Raw genomic sequence first — 16,005 nt, 5'->3', positions numbered from 1 at the left:
TTACAACGAATGGCATCCGCATAGTGCACTGGGGTATCGTTCGCCACGGGAATATCTGCGGCGACGAACCAGTCATGGGTTAAGTGATAAAAAGTGTATGGAAATATAGGGGCCAATCCAATGTAAAAGTAATCACGCCGGTAAACATCTATGAGTGTGAACTAGGCGATGATGTTTTTGTGGGGCCATTTGTAGAGATACAAAAGGGATGCATTATAGGCGATAGAACCAGAGTACAGTCTCACACTTTTATCTGTGAGAACGTTATCCTGGGTAAGGACTGTTTTATAGGCCATGGCGTAACCTTTGCTAACGACCTGTTCAAGAATGGCGGTCCTGATGCTTCTGCAGAAAGCTGGATACAGATCGTATTAGGTAACGCGGTAACCGTAGGGAGCGGAGCAACGATTTTAACAACGGACATTTGCAGCGGCGCGGTGATTGGTGCAGGTAGCGTGGTTACAAAGCCTGTGTTAATTAAAGGGGTGTATGCTGGCAATCCAGCCAGACTGTTAAGAGAGCTCTAAGCATTATCTCCGAAAATATTTAGCCCAAACTTATCGCCATCTCAGGTCGTTAAGGTAGACTTCTCGCCAAAGCGGCTCTCAAAGCCGCTGGATAGGTGATGAGCTGAAGAACATACCTGTCAGTGATTATGATCCCTCAGAAAAACGGTCAGCACATCTTTCGGCGGAACACCTCCGCACTCAGAAATTAACCAGCCTACGGCCCCACGGTGGTAAGTTCCATGAAAAAGCATGTGATTTAGCATATCTGTAGCGGTCATTTCCCCTTCACTACCATCCACAAAGTTGAACTTAATCGTTTCTCTTAAATCAGCAGGAGGCATTGAGCTTACGCGCCGGATATACCAGTTTGTACAGTCGTCCATTTTAATCTCAAGCTCATCTACTGAGGGTGTTTCAGGGGTGTTCAGGGCAGTGTAACCATGCTGCTCACCCGAAATATTTGCTCTAAAAATCATGTCTACCACATGAATATGGTTCATCAGTCTTAGCATTAGATGACGCTTTTCTGCATAAGCAGATTCGCTGATACCTTTAACTGCTTTTAGCGTTTCATCATCAATCCAGCGCTTGAATTTCAGAAGTGTAACCAGTGTGTTATTGTCCATGAATTTCTTCCTGATTTGTAAGTTCTGATAGCATATCAATTATGTACGTTATGTAGCAGGGGTTCTAATTCAAAAGCATAAACGAGGTTCGCTCCTCGCTCCTAACTGACCTTCAACTCAGTTACCAGCTCCTCTCTATACCAGAAGCGGACATTTTACACCTCGCAATTTGCTTACTTTAGAGATGTGGTCTGGCTGCTTGACTCCCAGGTTGCGCTAAACTCAAACTCTACTTAATTAACCAACCGACCAATGTTAAAGGCAAGATGTATGTCTGTTGATAATTTATCCCGCATGGGCACTGCCAAAGTGACGCTTCTGGTGGATGAAACTGGTCATAAGGTAATCGAAAAATTGCCGGTGAGTGATGTCGAATTTAGTTTTTATCAACACGCAGCCAGGCATCTCACTCGAGCAGGTATTTACACGCCAAGACTGTTGTTTGCCGATCCAATTACACGCCGGTTAAGACTGGAATATATCCCACACCAGGTTGATCAGGACGAAGTTGGAGGAGATGAAGTGTTGTCGGTTTTGTCACGCTTACATGGCTATCGGCCTGACCCATCCTGGGTTTATCACAATCACACCTGGTCAGAAGCAGCCCTCGAAAAATCGCTCCACCTTTTGGCATTACCGGACAGAGCAGCGAAACGGTTACGTTACTTTCAGCAGGCAAGTGATGTTCTGTTTAGTGGTCAGTGTTTAATTTCCGGCGACAGCAATGCGGGTAATTGGGGAAAAAGGGATGATGGCGATTTCGTTCTTTTTGACTGGGAAAGATTCAGCACCGGTAGCCCAGCGATTGACCTTGCCCCACTTATAAAGGGAATGGGATCGAAACAAAAGTTTATTGAGTTTGCTGAGCGCTATACCTGTTTATCACGTAATTATAATCCTGGTGATTTAGCTAAAGAAATTGCGATTGCTAAAGCATGGATTGTTACCGAAGTAATCGTATTGCTGGATGAACGGCAGAAAATTGATTTTCAATTATATCTCAACTGGTACAGAGAAAATCTCCCCGCCTGGTTAGATAACACTTCGATAATGCTTTGATGATGCATTTTTCGGTCTGACAGATTCCGAGTGCTTAGAAATCATCTGCGACAAGTGGGATTCCCTCCAGGTTGACTGGCATAAGATGTGGATTGTCCGCTCATCGCTCATCGTCGCCCTACCCCGAACTCCCCCATAAAACCTGGTAGCTATACAAACGCGCCTGGCTGTTACGTTAATACGCGTTAATGACTTAAAAAGGAAATGAGCATGGCCCCACATCCGCTACGGCAGATAATCGAATCCTGCGATCGCGCCATCACCACCAAAAACTACGATGCCCTGATGGAATACTACGCCGAGGACGCCGCTCTAGTGGTCAAGCCCGGCATGACGGTTAAAGGCAAACAGAATATCCGTAGCGCGTTTATTGCCATCTCAGATTATTTTCAGGATCGGCTCATCGTCGAACAAGGGGATATGCAGGTGATCGAAGGCGGCGATAATGCCCTCGCGATCATGGAAACCGTTCTGCGTTTTCCTGATGGTCAGGGTGGGATAACGGAAATGTCGCGTCGCGCGACCTATGTTTTTCGCCACGAAAGCGACGGTCACTGGCTGTGCACCATCGACAACTCCTACGGCACGTCGCTGCTGGATACGGCAAACTCATCGCATTAATCAGAGCTTCACAGGGGCGCAACCGCCCCTCCATGCCAGTGCCCTTAGTGCGCAGTAATGCGCGGCTCCTTCACAAACTCAGCCAGCAGCCACACCATATCGTGCAGCAGGCCCGTCAGCTCTTTCGCGACGTGAGCGGGCAGCGTTCCCCCCCTGACCGCCTGTGTCAGCGCCAGAACATAGTCTACCTGAGTCAGGGTGTCCTGCCAGCAGTCGGGCACGCAGGAGCTGGTTTTCTCACCCATGATCAGCTGTTCGATCAGGTAGGGAGGAAGATCGACATCGCAGAGTTCGCGCAGCTTGCGCAGGGTCTGAAGGAGACGCTCGCAGAGCGCAGTACGGCTCGCGACATCATCGGTTTCAACCAGCACGCTCACCAGCGCGGCGCAGCTGTCGGCGACGTCAAACAGATCGGCATCCGCCGGAAGCGGTCGGGAAATAAGTTGTAGAATGACGTTTTCGTCAGACGGAAGATAAGTCAGGGTTGGGATAGTAGCCATCTTAAGGCATCCTCAGTGTGAAAATTGGGTGAACCACCCGATGAGTTCCTACGCTCGAGGGGGTAGCGCTGACAGAGGTAGGAATGCCGCCCACAGAGAAAACGGCCAGCCTTAAGGCTGCTCCGCCAGCGCCACCGCAATTTTAACGAGTTCGGCGCTGCCGCGACATATAAATATCGCTCTGTAGATACGGGTTCCTACGCCCGATTGCGGATGTGCCGCAACGCAGGCACTTTACGATCCCGGTCGGTTGAAGAAAAGAGATAACCCTGAATTTCACGCGGTTACTTTGCGGTTTGCGAGGCGTCTTCCAGAATGGTAACGCTGCCCTACATTTTAAGCGTATCAATCACCGCTCTGAGCGCAGGCGACACGTTGCGATGAGGATAATAAAGATACAATCCGTCCATGCGCAGGCTGTAGCGCTGCAACACCCGGATAAGCGTTCCGCGCTCCAGATCGCCAGCCACCAGCTCTACCGGAACATAGGCCAGCCCCAGCCCCAGGCGGGCAGCTTCCGCTTCCATGTAGCTATCGGACAGCGCCCATTGCCCTTCAGGCCGATGGGTGATTTTTTTCCCGTCCTGCACCAGCTCCCACTGATAGTCACTCCCGTCGGCAAACTGGTAGGCAATGCAGGGATGAGCCACTAAATCCGCAGGCGTCTGGGGAAAGCCGTAGCGCCTGAAGTGGTCCGGGGCAGCCACTGCGGCCATTTCCATATCAGGCGTAATACGCACCGCAATCATTCCCTGCCCCACCTCCGGCCCGAGCCTGACGCCCGCATCAAACCGCTCGGCGATAATGTCGACGAAGCGGCTTTCATTGATCAGTTCCAGCCTGATGTCCGGGTAACGCTGTTTAAAAAGGGCAAGCTTTGGCAGCAGGCATTTGTCGATGGCGTGCTGGCTGGCATTGATACGCACCGTGCCGGAGGGCGTCTGACGGTAGTGTGCCAGGGTCGCCAGGCCCGTATCGAGCGTATCGAACGCGGACTCGGCGGTCCGATAAAGCTGTTCCCCGGCATGGGTGAGCGACAGCTTGCGCGTAGTGCGGACCAGAAGCTGAACGCCCAACCGCTCTTCCAGCTCGCGAACCGAGCGGCTAATCCCGGATTGCGCCAGCCCAAGCCGCTGCGCAGCCCCCGTGAAGCTCCCCTCCCGCACCACCTGCATGAACAGGTATAGCTCATTATAGTTTTCCCGCTTCGCCATCACGCCCCCAATTTATAACAATATGATATGAATCTTAGCAGATTCTGGCCTCTAATCAGCACTATTTATGCTCACTATAATGACCGCAACACAACAACCCAGGGTTAATTTCCATGAAAACATTCACCCAAAAACTGTCCGTTGCGATGCTGCTCTGTGCATCATTAAGTGGAGTGACAACAATGAGTTATGCCGAAACCACCAGCCCAAACGCCCCTGTTTCAATGGTGTCCGCCTGGGATAAAACCTTCCCCGAGAGTGACAACGTCGATCACCGTAAGGTGTCCTTCCAGAACCGTTACGGGATCATCCTGGTAGGCGATCTCTATCTGCCTAAAAACCGCGCTGACCGCAAGCTGGCGGCAATTGCGGTCAGCGGGCCGTTTGGCGCGGTCAAAGAGCAGTCCAGCGGTCTGTACGCGCAGACCCTGGCCGAGAAAGGGTTTGTGACCCTGGCGTTCGATCCGTCCTATACGGGTGAAAGCGGCGGCCAGCCGCGCAACGTCGCGTCTCCGGATATCAACACCGAAGACTTTAGCGCGGCGGTGGATTTCCTGGGGTTGCAGAAAGAGGTCGATCGTAACCGTATCGGTATTCTCGGCATCTGCGGCTGGGGCGGTATGGCGCTGAATGCGGCCTCCATGGACACCCGCGTGAAAGCGGTCGCCACCAGCGTGATGTACGACATGAGCCGGGCGATGGGCCACGGCGTGGGCGACGGGAAAGATCGCTATTCAACCTCAGACCGCCGCGCCGTTCTGCAGTATCTGAACGAACAGCGCTGGAAGGATGCAGAGAACGGCACCTTCGCGCACGGCGGTCATGACATTTATGTCAATGAGAACGGCAAGGTATCGGCGGCTGACCGTATTCTGCCGGAGGTATTGCCAGCAGATCCGCATCCGGTACTGAAGGAGTTTTATGACTACTATCGCATGCCGCGCGGCTTCCATGCCCGCTCCGTCAACTCCACCGGCGCGTGGACCGCGACCATGCCATTATCCTTTATGAATATGCCGCTGCTGAGCTATGCCGGGGAGATTACTATCCCGACGCTTATCGTCACCGGTGAAAAGGCGCACTCCCGCTACTTTGCAGAGGATGCGTTTAAAGCGGTCGGCAGCAAGCAGAAAGCGCTGGTGATTGTCCCTGGCGCAAACCACGTCGACCTCTACGACAATGCTGCCGGAAAGATCCCTTTCGCGCAGTTTGAGCAGTTCTTCAAAACCAGCCTGAAATAAACCTCTTCGCCGCCCGTTTTTCGCGGGCGGCTCTTCGTGAAAGATGACTATGTCCACTCTGAACCCGACTTCCTCAAAGAACGAGGAGCACGCGCACTGGGGCGGTGTTTTTGCCATGACCCTGTGCGTCTTCGTCCTGATTGCCTCGGAATTTATGCCCGTCAGCCTGCTGACCCCTCTTGCCAGAGATTTAGGCGTAACGGAGGGGCTTGCGGGCCAGGGGATCGCCATTTCCGGCGCGCTGGCGGTGCTGACCAGCCTCTCCCTTTCCCGGCTTGCCGGGAATATGGACCGCAAACACCTCCTGCTGGGCATGACGATCCTGATGGCGCTCTCGGGGATGATTATCGCTTTCGCCCCAAACTACCTGGTTTACATGACAGGCCGTGCGCTGATCGGGATCGCGATAGGCGGATTCTGGTCCATGTCTGCCGCAACGGCCATTCGCCTCGTTCCGCAGCATCAGGTCTCGCGCGCGCTGGCGATATTCAACGGGGGGAACGCGCTGGCGACGGTGGTCGCCGCCCCGCTCGGGAGTTATCTCGGCGCCACCATTGGCTGGCGCGGCGCCTTCCTGTGCCTGGTGCCCGTGGCGACGCTGGCGTTTCTCTGGCAACGTTTTAGCCTGCCCAACATGCCCGGCAATACAAAGACGACGTCACGGTCAACCGTCTTTCGGCTATTCCGCCAGCGGGTGGTTTCCCTTGGTTTGCTGGCCTGCGGCCTGTTCTTTATGGGACAGTTTGCGCTGTTTACCTATGTGCGCCCGTTTCTCGAAACCGTCACGCGGGTCTCCCCCTCCGGCTTATCGCTTATTTTACTGACCATCGGCGTCGCGGGTTTTGTTGGCACGCTGCTCGTTGCGCTGGTTCTCAACGCCGCGTTTTACCCGACGTTAATCGCCATTCCTCTGCTGATGGCCGTCATTGCAGGCGCGTTGATACTGACCGGCCACAGCGTGTGGATCGTTGCCCTGCTCTTAGGCTTCTGGGGGATGCTGGCGACGGCGGCGCCCACGGGATGGTGGACATGGATTGCGCGAACGCTGCCGGAAGATGCTGAGGCCGGCGGCGGATTAATGGTCGCCGTGATCCAGCTCGCCATTGCGCTCGGCTCAACGGCGGGCGGTATGGTGTTCGATCGTAGCGGCTGGCAGAGCACGTTTGCCTTGAGCGGCATGTTGCTCCTCGGCGCGGTTGTGTTGACGCTTCTGCTTTCGCGTCTCCACAAATCACTCGCCGGATGAATTGTTGACGCTTTCCTTCACAGCTGGTGTAGTGTTTTTAAACGATTCATCACTCTGAAGAGAAGCGGCGACATGATTAACATCCTCGGAAAAACCACCTCCATCAACGTGCGTAAAGTGCTCTGGACCTGCGAAGAAGCGGGCATCAGCTACCGGCAGGAAGATTACGGCAGCGGTTTTGCCTCGACGGAAACCGACGCCTTCCGCGCCCTGAACCCCAACGCCATGGTGCCGGTGCTGATGGACGACGATTTCGTGCTGTGGGAGTCCAATTCCATCTGCCGGTATCTGGCGCGAAAGGCCGGGCGTCACGATCTGCTGCCCGCAGAGCCGCAGGCCTGCGCCAACGTTGAGCGCTGGATGGACTGGCAGGCAACCGAGTTTAACACCGCCTGGCGCTATGTCTTCCCGGCGCTGGGGCGTAAAAACCCCGACTTTAACGACCCCGAGCGCATTGCGGCGGGAATAAAAGAGTGGAACCACTGCATCACCATTCTGGAAACCCAGCTGCAGCGCACCGGGGCCTTTGCGGCGGGCGAGACGTTTACCCTCGCGGACGTGGTGCTTGGGCTTTCGGTGAATCGCTGGAGAATGACGCCGTTTGACAAGCCCGACGTGCCCGCGATCGAGGCCTGGTTTGAACGCCTTAATCAGCGTCCGGCATTCTTGCGTCACGGCAATAACGGCATGATTTAAAATATTTACGACCATATCTTGAGTAAGGATATTTTATTTAATTATTAAACCCTCGAGATCGTCAGAGGGAATAATAATTAAGCCATATCCTGGACAGCCCGTTGCGCCGCTTTGCTAGCCTGACTATTCAGGCAAAGCGCAACCCGGAGGTATTCTTGCTGATTAAACTCAAGAAAGAACGAACGCATAAGGAGGATCGCCGGCTTGCCCTCTGGCTGGCGACCTCGGCAGGTTTGCTGAACGCCATCGCCCTCGGGGCATTTGGTTTTTTCCCCTCACACATGACCGGCAATACCTCACAGTTATCCAGCGAAGTCTCTTCCACCGACCTGAGCGATATTATTTTCTTCGGCTCGATTATTCTTTCATTTGTCGCAGGCGCCATTGTTGCGCGCGCGATCGTGATATGGGGCATTATCCATAACGTCAGGCTGATTTTTTGCCAGATCCTGTTCGTCGAGGGGATATTGCTGACCGGCGTCTCCCTCTACGAGATGTATTTTCATGCCCTCACCAGCAACCGCGAGATTATTCTTTTTCTCTGCGGCCTGATGGGCATTCACAATTCCACCTCCACGCAGCTTTCCGGCGGACGGGTGAGATCGACGCACATTACCGGCACGCTGACGGACGCGGGAATATCCCTGGCTTCCGTCCTGGTGGCAATGCTGCGCAGGGATTACTCCAAAGATACGGCAGCACAAAAAAGCCAGCTGAAAACCCACTTAACCACCCTTTTCTCGTTTATCACGGGCGGCATCGCAGGACTGCTGCTGTTCAGATGGATCGGGTTTAACGCCATGCTGGCGCTGGGGCTAATGCTCGCCGTGGTCGCTATCGTTTCAATTATCACCGTCTCGACGCGGGTTCGACGGGTTCGGGCTACCGTCTGAGTGTTGCAGCTGCCCCAGCAGGCGCTGCATATTGTCGTCGCAGGAGATCCCATCCGGACGGTTAGTGATACTCGTGACAAGGTCCTGAAGCTCCCTTCGGTTTTCCTCGAGCTGCTTCTGCATCGCCTCTATTTCGGCAATACGCGTCCTCAGGGACTGGATCAGGCCCTCATGATCCCAGTTCCGTTGCGGCTGCGGCAGGAAGCGGCGTATTTGCTCGAGTGAGAACCCGGTACGTTGCGCGTTGTCGATGATGTTCAGCCGCGCTGCCGCCTCTTGAGAATACGACCGGTAGCCGTTCCCCTGCCTGACGGGTCGCGGCAGTAATCCTTCCGCCTCATAAAAACGAATGCGCGACGGGGAAATACCCGTCATTTTCGACAGCTCGCCAATTTTCATTTCATTTGCTCATACGCCTTGACCTTAAAGTTAACTTTAAGCTTAAACTTTTTATACGGTCAACCGGATCGTCATCTCATCAGGAAGCTCATATGCAAACTATTCTGGGGGCCAGCGGGCAAATCGCCCGTGAACTGACCCGCGAATTAAAACGCGCCTATACCGACGATATCAGGCTGGTGAGCCGCCATCCGCAGAAAGTCAACGTCAGCGATATTACGGTCGCGGCCAATCTTCTGGATGCCCAGCAGACGCAGGAGGCGGTTAACGGCAGCGATACGGTCTATTTTACCGCCGGTCTACCGCCTGATTCCGCGCTGTGGGAGCGTCAGTTCCCAACCATGCTGGGCAATGCGCTGGAGGCCACGCGAAAGGCGGGCGCAAGATTCGTCTATTTTGACAATACCTACATGTACCCCCAGAGCGACGAGCCGCAAACGGAAGAGACGCGCTTTGCGCCCCGGGGACGCAAAGGCAACGTGCGTGCGCTGATGGCCAACCGGGTGCTTAACGAAATGCAGCGGGGCGACATCCCCGTCCTCATTGGTCGGGCGCCGGAGTTTTACGGGCCTGAGAAAACGCAGAGCTTTACCAATACGCTCATTATCGACAGGCTTAAGCAGCATAAGCGTCCGCGCGTTCCGGTGCGTGACGACACGCTTCGCACCCTCATCTGGACGCCGGATGCCAGTCGCGCGCTAGCCCTGCTGGGCAATACGCCTGAGGCCTACGGGCAGACGTGGCATTTGCCCTGCTGCGATGAGAGGATGACGTATCAACAGTTTGTCACTCTCGCCTGTGAGATCTTCGGACAGCCCGCGGACTACGCCGTGCTGGGCAAGCTGGCCTTCGCCGCGACGGCGCTTTTTTCACAGGGCGCGCGCGAAATGCGGGAGCTGCTGCCCAGGTACGACGTTGATAGCCTGTTTGATTCGACAACGTTTAAGCGACATTTTCCCGACTTCGCCGTCACCTCATACCGACGGGGTCTTGAAAGCATCTGGCAGGAATGGACATCAAAAGCGCACAAAACAGCGTAAATGCGCTGCCGCAGCGTCAGAGGGGTGGCCTCCATTCGTGACAACGTCACTTTAACTCCTCATCTTTAGGACTATTCCGCCCGCACCTCAATCAGCCCTTACGCCATAAGGGCTGGCACAAGGTTTCCCCTGCATTCATAGGGTTACAGATTTTACCCCTTCGCTGGAACCCTTCCCAAACGCTTGCTATAGGTCAATGACCCCCTGCCGAAACATGGCATAACAACAGGCAACCGGCGGTTGCTATAACGCATGCGCACAGGGAGACACACCGCAATGCACCCATTACTTAAACGTTCGCTGCTGTTTGTCAGCGCCATTATCGTGGTCCTCGCCCTCCTCGTCTGGGGGATCGGGCTGGAGACGATTAAGGCGCGCCAGGTCGACCTGGTTTATCTCGGGCAACAGCACATGATTCTGGTTTTCTCATCGATGTTTTTTGCCCTGCTGGTGGGTATTCCGGCCGGTATCCTGCTGAGCCGCCCGGCCGCGCGGGGTATCGCCGAATATGTGATGCAAATCTTCAACGTCGGCAACACGCTGCCGCCGCTGGCCGTGCTGGCGCTGGCGATGGTGGTGATTGGCATTGGCGATACGCCCGCCATTATCGCCCTGTTCCTCGCCTCGCTGCTGCCTATCGTGCGTAATACCTATGCCGGGCTGTGCTCGGTTCCGCCGTCGCTGCTGGAAGCGGCAAACGGCATCGGCATGACCAAATGGCAGCGTCTGCGCCAGGTTGAGCTGCCCGCCGCCTGGCCGGTGATGCTCTCGGGGATCCGCATTGCCACCGCCATTAACGTCGGTACCGCGCCGCTGGCGTTCCTGATTGGCGCCAGCAGCTACGGCGAGCTGATTTTTCCCGGTATTTATCTGAACGATTTCCCGACCCTGATCCTCGGCGCGGCGGCCACCGCCCTGTTCGCCCTGATCCTCGATACCCTGCTGGCGGCGCTGGGTCGCGTGATGAGTCCCCATCTTGCTCGATAACAATAACAAGGAGCTTCTATGAGACTGTTTTCCGGCCTGACGGCGCTGTGTGCCGCGGCGCTGTTCACCAGCCAGGCGATGGCGGCCCCGCTGATTCTGGCGACCAAAAGCTTTACCGAGCAGCACATTCTTTCGGCGATGACCGTGCAGTACCTGCAAAAGAAAGGTTTCCAGGTTCAGCCGCAAACCAATATCGCCACGGTGATCTCCCGCAACGCGATGATCAACAGGCAAATTGACATGACCTGGGAGTACACCGGCACGTCCCTGATCATCTTTAACCACATCAACAAGCACATGTCGCCAGAAGAATCCTACGAGACGGTAAAACGCCTCGACGCGAAGCACGGCCTGGTCTGGCTCAAGCCCGCCGACATGAACAACACCTATGCCTTCGCCATGCAGCGCAAGCGCGCCGAGGCGGAACATATCAACACCATGTCGGAGATGGTGGCGAAGATTGAGCAGATCCGAAAAACCAACCCGGACAAAAACTGGCTGCTGGGCTTAGACCTTGAGTTTGCCGGGCGCAGCGACGGCATGAAGCCGCTTCAGGCCGCCTATAAGATGGAGCTGGACCGCCCGCAGATCCGCCAGATGGACCCAGGTCTGGTCTATAACGCGGTGCGCGACGGCTTCGTCGACGCCGGTCTGATTTACACCACCGACGGACGCGTAAAAGGCTTCGACCTGAAGGTGCTTGAGGATGATAAAGGCTTCTTCCCGAGCTATGCGGTGACGCCGGTGGTGCGTAAGGACACGCTGGAGGCCCATCCCGGTCTGGAAGAGGCGCTCAACACCCTCTCCGCCCAGCTCAACAACGACGTTATCACCGAACTGAACAAGAAGGTGGATATCGACCATCAGTCACCGCAGCAGGTCGCCCGTGATTTCCTGCGTAGCAAGCAGCTGCTGTAGGAGGCGCTATGGATACCGTTCACTATATTCTGGACAACTGGGATTACCTCTTAACCCTTACGCTGCAGCACCTGTGGCTGGTGGCGCTGGCCGTGGGCTTAGCCATTATCATCGGCGTACCGCTGGGCATTTTGATCGTCCGTCATAAATGGCTGGCAACGCCGGTGCTGGGCATCGCCACCATCGTGCTGACCATTCCGTCCATCGCCCTGTTTGGCCTGATGATCCCGCTATTTTCGCTGATCGGTCAGGGCATTGGCGCCCTGCCCGCGATCACGGCGGTGTTTCTCTACTCGCTTCTGCCGATTGTGCGTAACACCCACACGGCGCTCGACAGCCTGCCGCCGGGGCTGCGTGAAGCCGGGCGCGGCATCGGCATGACCTTCTGGCAGCGCCTGCGCTGGGTTGAAATCCCGATGGCGCTGCCGGTGATATTCGGCGGCATCCGCACCGCCGTGGTGATGAACATCGGCGTGATGGCGATTGCGGCGGTGATCGGCGCGGGCGGTCTGGGCCTGCTGCTGCTCAACGGCATCGGCGGAAGCGACATCCGCATGTTAATTGCTGGCGCATTGATGATTTGTCTTTTAGCGATTGTGCTCGACTGGCTGCTGCACCGTCTGCAGGTAGTTCTGACTCCGAAGGGGATTCGATAATGATAAAACTGGAAAACCTCACCAAACAATTTTCACAGAAGCACGGCCAGACCTTTAAGGCCGTCGACAACGTCAACCTGAACGTGCCCGAAGGGGAAATGTGCGTCCTGCTCGGCCCTTCCGGCTGCGGGAAGACCACCACCCTGAAGATGATTAACCGCCTCATTACCCCCAGCAGCGGGACGATCCTGATCAACGGTGAAGACACCAGCGGCATGGATACCGTCACCCTACGCCGCAACATTGGCTACGTGATCCAGCAGATTGGCCTGTTCCCGAACATGACCATTGAAGAGAACATCACCGTTGTGCCGCGCATGCTGGGCTGGGATAAAGCGCGCTGCAAAACACGCGCCGAAGAGCTGATGGATATGGTGGCGATGGACCCGCACAAGTTCCTGAATCGCTATCCGCGCGAGATGTCCGGCGGCCAGCAGCAGCGTATCGGCGTCATCCGCGCCCTGGCGGCGGATCCGCCGGTACTGCTGATGGATGAACCCTTCGGCGCGGTAGACCCGATCAACCGCGAGGTGATCCAGAACCAGTTCCTGGAGATGCAGCGCAAGTTGAAAAAAACCGTCATGCTGGTCAGCCACGACATCGACGAGGCCCTGAAGCTCGGCGACCGTATCGCCGTGTTTCGTCAGGGGAAAATCGTGCAGTGCGCCAGCCCGGATGAGCTGCTGGCGAAACCGGCGAATGAGTTTGTCGGCTCCTTTGTCGGCCAGGACCGCACGCTGAAGCGACTGCTGCTGGTCTCGGCGGGCGACGTCACCGATCAGCAGCCGACCATTACGGTGCGGGGATCGACGCCGCTTCCCGAAGCCTTTGCAACGATGGATGATAACGATATTCGCGCGATTACCGTGGTCGACGAGCACGGCAAGCCGCTGGGCTTTGTGAAGCGTCGCGAAGCGCGAAACGCCAGCGGGACCTGCGCCGACATCCTGCATCCGTTCCGCATGACCGGCAAAGCGGAAGACAACCTGCGCGTGGTGCTGTCGCGCCTTTACGAGAGCAACACCAGCTGGATGCCGATCGTGGATGAGGACGGTCGCTACAACGGCGAGATTTCGCAGGACTATATTGCCGAGTACCTAAGCTCCGGGCGCACGCGTCGGGCGCTGAATATTCATAGCGATTAAACGAGTATTTTAATGGATTAAATGTAACGGTGAGGATGCATGATGCACCTCACCTTAGCTGCGCAGCATGGCTGACCACACGACGCGTCCCCGGACGTCGCGCAGCTCAAGCGGCGTGCCGAGGTGGTCGCAGACGTAATGGTACACCCCGGGGGCCGTCTCCCGCCCGCAGAGCATGAGCAGCGGGCGGAAGCCATCTTCATCCTCATACAGCCACACGCGATGTGTCGTATCGCTGAGCGCCTCCTGCAACTGCGGGTTATCCGACAGCCTGCCGGGCCAGAAGCGTCCGGCATCACACTCGCAGAGCAGGCGCTCACCCTGCCAGAAAAAGCGGCGGGCGGTGCGTTTAAGTACATCCTCCTTCAGAATACGGCGCCCCAGGGCATCGTACTGATAGCGGTGATGCACGGTCTCCTGACCCCGTACCCGGCAGCGGTAGCCGGTCAGGCGGTGCTCCGTGTCCCATTCGTAGTGCTGCTCCTCATCACCGGTCACCTCAAGAATGCGGTTGCCGTAGCCGTCGTATTCATAGCGGGTGGCTCCGGCGCGCGTCAGGCGGTTGCCGGAGGCGACCGTCAGGGGACCGGTCAGATTGCCGGCGGCATCGTGCGTGAACGACTCCTGCCATGACAGGAATCCGTCCACCCGGTGCGGTGTGAATGCGGTGGCGGTCAGGCGCCCCCGCTCATCGTGGCTGAAACGCCACTCCCCAGTGGCGGTATCGGTGATGCGCGACAGCAGGCTCCGGGCCCTGTCGGTGCGGTTGTCCATTCAGTGAGGGACAGGGCAATGAAGTGGATGCTAAATCTGGCTGAAATTGACAGCTACCGCAGGCTCTGGATAAAAACCCTGCATATTTTTATATTATTTTATAAAACCGAACTATGAGAGTTCTTCATGAAAATTCAGAATTGTGCCTGATATATATCTCACATGTTACAGATGAGTGTAAGTCGAGGGTAATGTTAGCTTTCAGGATTTAATGTTAGGGAGGTGTTAATTCTAACTCCCATTCATCTTTCCCTTATTAAGCACAATCCCGCCGTTTGTTATTCTATTATTCCACATGTATGGGAGGTGCACTGATGGCGGACGGTGACGAGGTGCAGGAGTTGTGCGAGCAGTTTTATCAGGTACGATTGGGGGTAAATGGGATTAAAGATGCGGTTGTTTAGTGGAGTAAATGCCGTCGGCTAAAGAAAAAACAGGGAAGAGTTAACTGGCTTCCCTGTTTAGGAAAAATTTATGATGGGCTATAATTTATTTATCCATGCTCTCATATAATCAAGATTACCATCAAAAACAAATCCCTCTCCGTTATCCGGCAATAATAACCCCCCATTATCAAACCTTAAAAATAGTTCTTTTTTTGCTTTTTTTTGCTTAATAGGAAATTCATCCTCCCAAATTAATACTTCATCTTTGTGATTTTTTTCATTAGATAAAAAAAGATCAACTGAATGCTTCAATTTATCACACGAATAATATTTTTTCTTGAGTGTAATATCGAAGTCCAAATCACCAACGACAGTATATACGATAAATAGCTCATTGTCAGACACTTCCATAGTTCTCTCTATCAATGGAATGATGCCTAACATTCTATTATCTATAATATTTCGCATATAATCCTCACTAAGGAACGATAATTACCCCAGATTTAGTACCATCACCAAATATAATATTATAGTGAGGGTTGTTATCATGTAATGGGTTTTTAGAACTATGGACTACATCAGCTAATGGGTTTTTCACATTATATAAATCACCACGATATGTTCCGGCAGGTTGTTTCCATACATCGCTAAATTTAGTTCCACTATAAAGCTCTCCTGATCTTGCAGGGAAATGATCTACATGAGGACGAAGATCTGGCATGTTATCTAATAACGTTCTTGCCTCTTCAACACTCCTAACTGTAACATCCTTGCCATTGCGTAAATCAGATATATTGCAACGTTGTTGGGCATTACATCCAGCAAGACCTAACGGATCGATCCATCCCAGCGGATTAGGAACGTAACTATAGAGATTTATTCCCCCCGCCAGCCCCACCGGGTCCGGACTCAGATACCGCCCCACCCCCGGGTCGTAATACCGGTGCCTGCTGTAGTATAACCCGCTTTCCGCGTCATGATACTGCCCCTGAAAGCGCAGCGGCTGATTTATCCCTGCCGTATCAGCATGAAGCACCTGACCATAGCTGCGCAGCATGGCTGACCACACGACGCGTCCCCGGACGTCGCGCAGCT

General features: G+C 54.7%; 19 protein-coding genes. 12 read left to right on the top strand and 7 right to left on the bottom strand.

Translation table 11 applies throughout. The annotated features are described in order from the left end of the window. The first annotated feature begins 83 nt into the window (after positions 1-83). Entirely contained in the window at positions 84-527 is a 444-nt protein-coding gene (locus ACMWKK_RS24900) for an acyltransferase (protein ID WP_406542953.1), read from the top strand. A gap of 119 nt (positions 528-646) precedes the next feature. On the opposite strand, the gene ACMWKK_RS24895 is transcribed toward ACMWKK_RS24900, so the two are convergent. Then, complete coding sequence (locus ACMWKK_RS24895) at positions 647-1,135, bottom strand: DinB family protein (protein WP_045329061.1); 489 nt, start codon at positions 1,133-1,135, stop codon at positions 647-649. A 270-nt stretch (positions 1,136-1,405) separates the two neighbouring features. Here ACMWKK_RS24895 and ACMWKK_RS24890 point away from each other — a divergent pair, with 270 nt between their 5' ends. Beyond that, positions 1,406-2,194: a phosphotransferase family protein gene (locus tag ACMWKK_RS24890; RefSeq protein ID WP_045329062.1), complete on the top strand. Its 789-nt coding sequence runs from the start codon at positions 1,406-1,408 to the stop codon at positions 2,192-2,194. Positions 2,195-2,404: 210 nt separating this feature from the next. Then, entirely contained in the window at positions 2,405-2,815 is a 411-nt protein-coding gene (locus tag ACMWKK_RS24885; RefSeq protein WP_112781664.1) for a YybH family protein, read from the top strand. 44 nt (positions 2,816-2,859) lie between these two features. Here the strand turns inward: ACMWKK_RS24885 and ACMWKK_RS24880 are convergent, their stop codons facing one another. Together ACMWKK_RS24880 and ACMWKK_RS24875 are read right to left on the bottom strand one after the other, a co-directional pair. Beyond that, positions 2,860-3,315 (bottom strand): hypothetical protein, encoded by a 456-nt coding sequence (locus ACMWKK_RS24880; protein WP_048994295.1) that lies wholly within the window; start codon positions 3,313-3,315, stop codon positions 2,860-2,862. 329 nt (positions 3,316-3,644) lie between these two features. Further along, complete coding sequence (locus tag ACMWKK_RS24875; protein WP_045329065.1) at positions 3,645-4,529, bottom strand: LysR family transcriptional regulator; 885 nt, start codon at positions 4,527-4,529, stop codon at positions 3,645-3,647. A gap of 113 nt (positions 4,530-4,642) precedes the next feature. Here ACMWKK_RS24875 and ACMWKK_RS24870 point away from each other — a divergent pair, with 113 nt between their 5' ends. From ACMWKK_RS24870 to ACMWKK_RS24855, 4 genes are all read left to right on the top strand, one after another. After that, on the top strand, positions 4,643-5,770 hold the full coding sequence (locus ACMWKK_RS24870) for an alpha/beta hydrolase (protein ID WP_112781665.1): 1,128 nt from the start codon (positions 4,643-4,645) through the stop codon (positions 5,768-5,770). A gap of 49 nt (positions 5,771-5,819) precedes the next feature. Next, on the top strand, positions 5,820-7,016 hold the full coding sequence (locus tag ACMWKK_RS24865) for an MFS transporter (protein WP_112781666.1): 1,197 nt from the start codon (positions 5,820-5,822) through the stop codon (positions 7,014-7,016). 72 nt (positions 7,017-7,088) lie between these two features. Then, complete coding sequence (locus ACMWKK_RS24860; protein ID WP_112781667.1) at positions 7,089-7,712, top strand: glutathione S-transferase family protein; 624 nt, start codon at positions 7,089-7,091, stop codon at positions 7,710-7,712. A gap of 155 nt (positions 7,713-7,867) precedes the next feature. Then, a complete protein-coding gene (locus ACMWKK_RS24855) occupies positions 7,868-8,605 on the top strand; it encodes a YoaK family protein (protein WP_112781674.1) in 738 nt (245 codons plus the stop codon). On the opposite strand, the gene ACMWKK_RS24850 is transcribed toward ACMWKK_RS24855, so the two are convergent. Then, positions 8,555-9,004, bottom strand: a complete 450-nt coding sequence (locus tag ACMWKK_RS24850; RefSeq protein WP_112781668.1) for a MerR family transcriptional regulator — start codon at positions 9,002-9,004, stop codon at positions 8,555-8,557. The two genes, ACMWKK_RS24855 and ACMWKK_RS24850, sit on opposite strands and share 51 nt — an antisense overlap. Positions 9,005-9,096: 92 nt before the next feature. Here ACMWKK_RS24850 and ACMWKK_RS24845 point away from each other — a divergent pair, with 92 nt between their 5' ends. The 5 genes from ACMWKK_RS24845 (at position 9,097) to osmV (ending at position 13,750) form a co-directional block, all read left to right on the top strand. Continuing rightward, positions 9,097-10,044 (top strand): NAD-dependent epimerase/dehydratase family protein, encoded by a 948-nt coding sequence (locus ACMWKK_RS24845; RefSeq protein ID WP_112781669.1) that lies wholly within the window; start codon positions 9,097-9,099, stop codon positions 10,042-10,044. A gap of 276 nt (positions 10,045-10,320) precedes the next feature. Further along, positions 10,321-11,031 (top strand): osmoprotectant ABC transporter permease OsmY, encoded by a 711-nt coding sequence (gene osmY, locus ACMWKK_RS24840; RefSeq protein ID WP_112781670.1) that lies wholly within the window; start codon positions 10,321-10,323, stop codon positions 11,029-11,031. 18 nt (positions 11,032-11,049) lie between these two features. After that, positions 11,050-11,949 carry an osmoprotectant ABC transporter substrate-binding protein OsmX gene (osmX, locus tag ACMWKK_RS24835; RefSeq protein ID WP_112781671.1) on the top strand — a complete coding sequence of 300 codons (900 nt, stop codon included), beginning with the start codon at positions 11,050-11,052 and terminating at the stop codon, positions 11,947-11,949. An 8-nt stretch (positions 11,950-11,957) separates the two neighbouring features. After that, the gene (osmW, locus tag ACMWKK_RS24830) at positions 11,958-12,605 is read left to right on the top strand and encodes an osmoprotectant ABC transporter permease OsmW (protein ID WP_028012983.1); all 648 of its coding nucleotides are present in this window, start codon (positions 11,958-11,960) and stop codon (positions 12,603-12,605) included. After that, complete coding sequence (gene osmV / locus ACMWKK_RS24825; RefSeq protein WP_112781672.1) at positions 12,605-13,750, top strand: osmoprotectant ABC transporter ATP-binding protein OsmV; 1,146 nt, start codon at positions 12,605-12,607, stop codon at positions 13,748-13,750. Before osmW ends, osmV begins: the two co-directional genes overlap by 1 nt. Before the next feature lie 54 nt (positions 13,751-13,804). Here osmV and ACMWKK_RS24820 read toward each other — a convergent pair whose 3' ends face one another. From ACMWKK_RS24820 to ACMWKK_RS24810, 3 genes are all read right to left on the bottom strand, one after another. Then, entirely contained in the window at positions 13,805-14,398 is a 594-nt protein-coding gene (locus tag ACMWKK_RS24820; RefSeq protein WP_284948576.1) for an RHS domain-containing protein, read from the bottom strand. A gap of 608 nt (positions 14,399-15,006) precedes the next feature. Continuing rightward, positions 15,007-15,378: a hypothetical protein gene (locus ACMWKK_RS24815; RefSeq protein ID WP_406542952.1), complete on the bottom strand. Its 372-nt coding sequence runs from the start codon at positions 15,376-15,378 to the stop codon at positions 15,007-15,009. A gap of 10 nt (positions 15,379-15,388) precedes the next feature. Beyond that, positions 15,389-16,005, bottom strand: a 617-nt coding sequence (locus ACMWKK_RS24810) for an RHS repeat-associated core domain-containing protein (RefSeq protein ID WP_406542951.1), incomplete at its 5' end; no start/stop codon positions are given.

It is taken from the genome of Enterobacter sp. 01-M-03-SI-ECC (assembly GCF_047530215.1).
In the GTDB taxonomy this organism is placed as follows: Bacteria; Pseudomonadota; Gammaproteobacteria; order Enterobacterales; family Enterobacteriaceae; genus Enterobacter; species Enterobacter chengduensis.
Note: the sequence above shows the minus strand (reverse complement) of the source record. Positions and strands in the feature narration are given on the sequence as shown.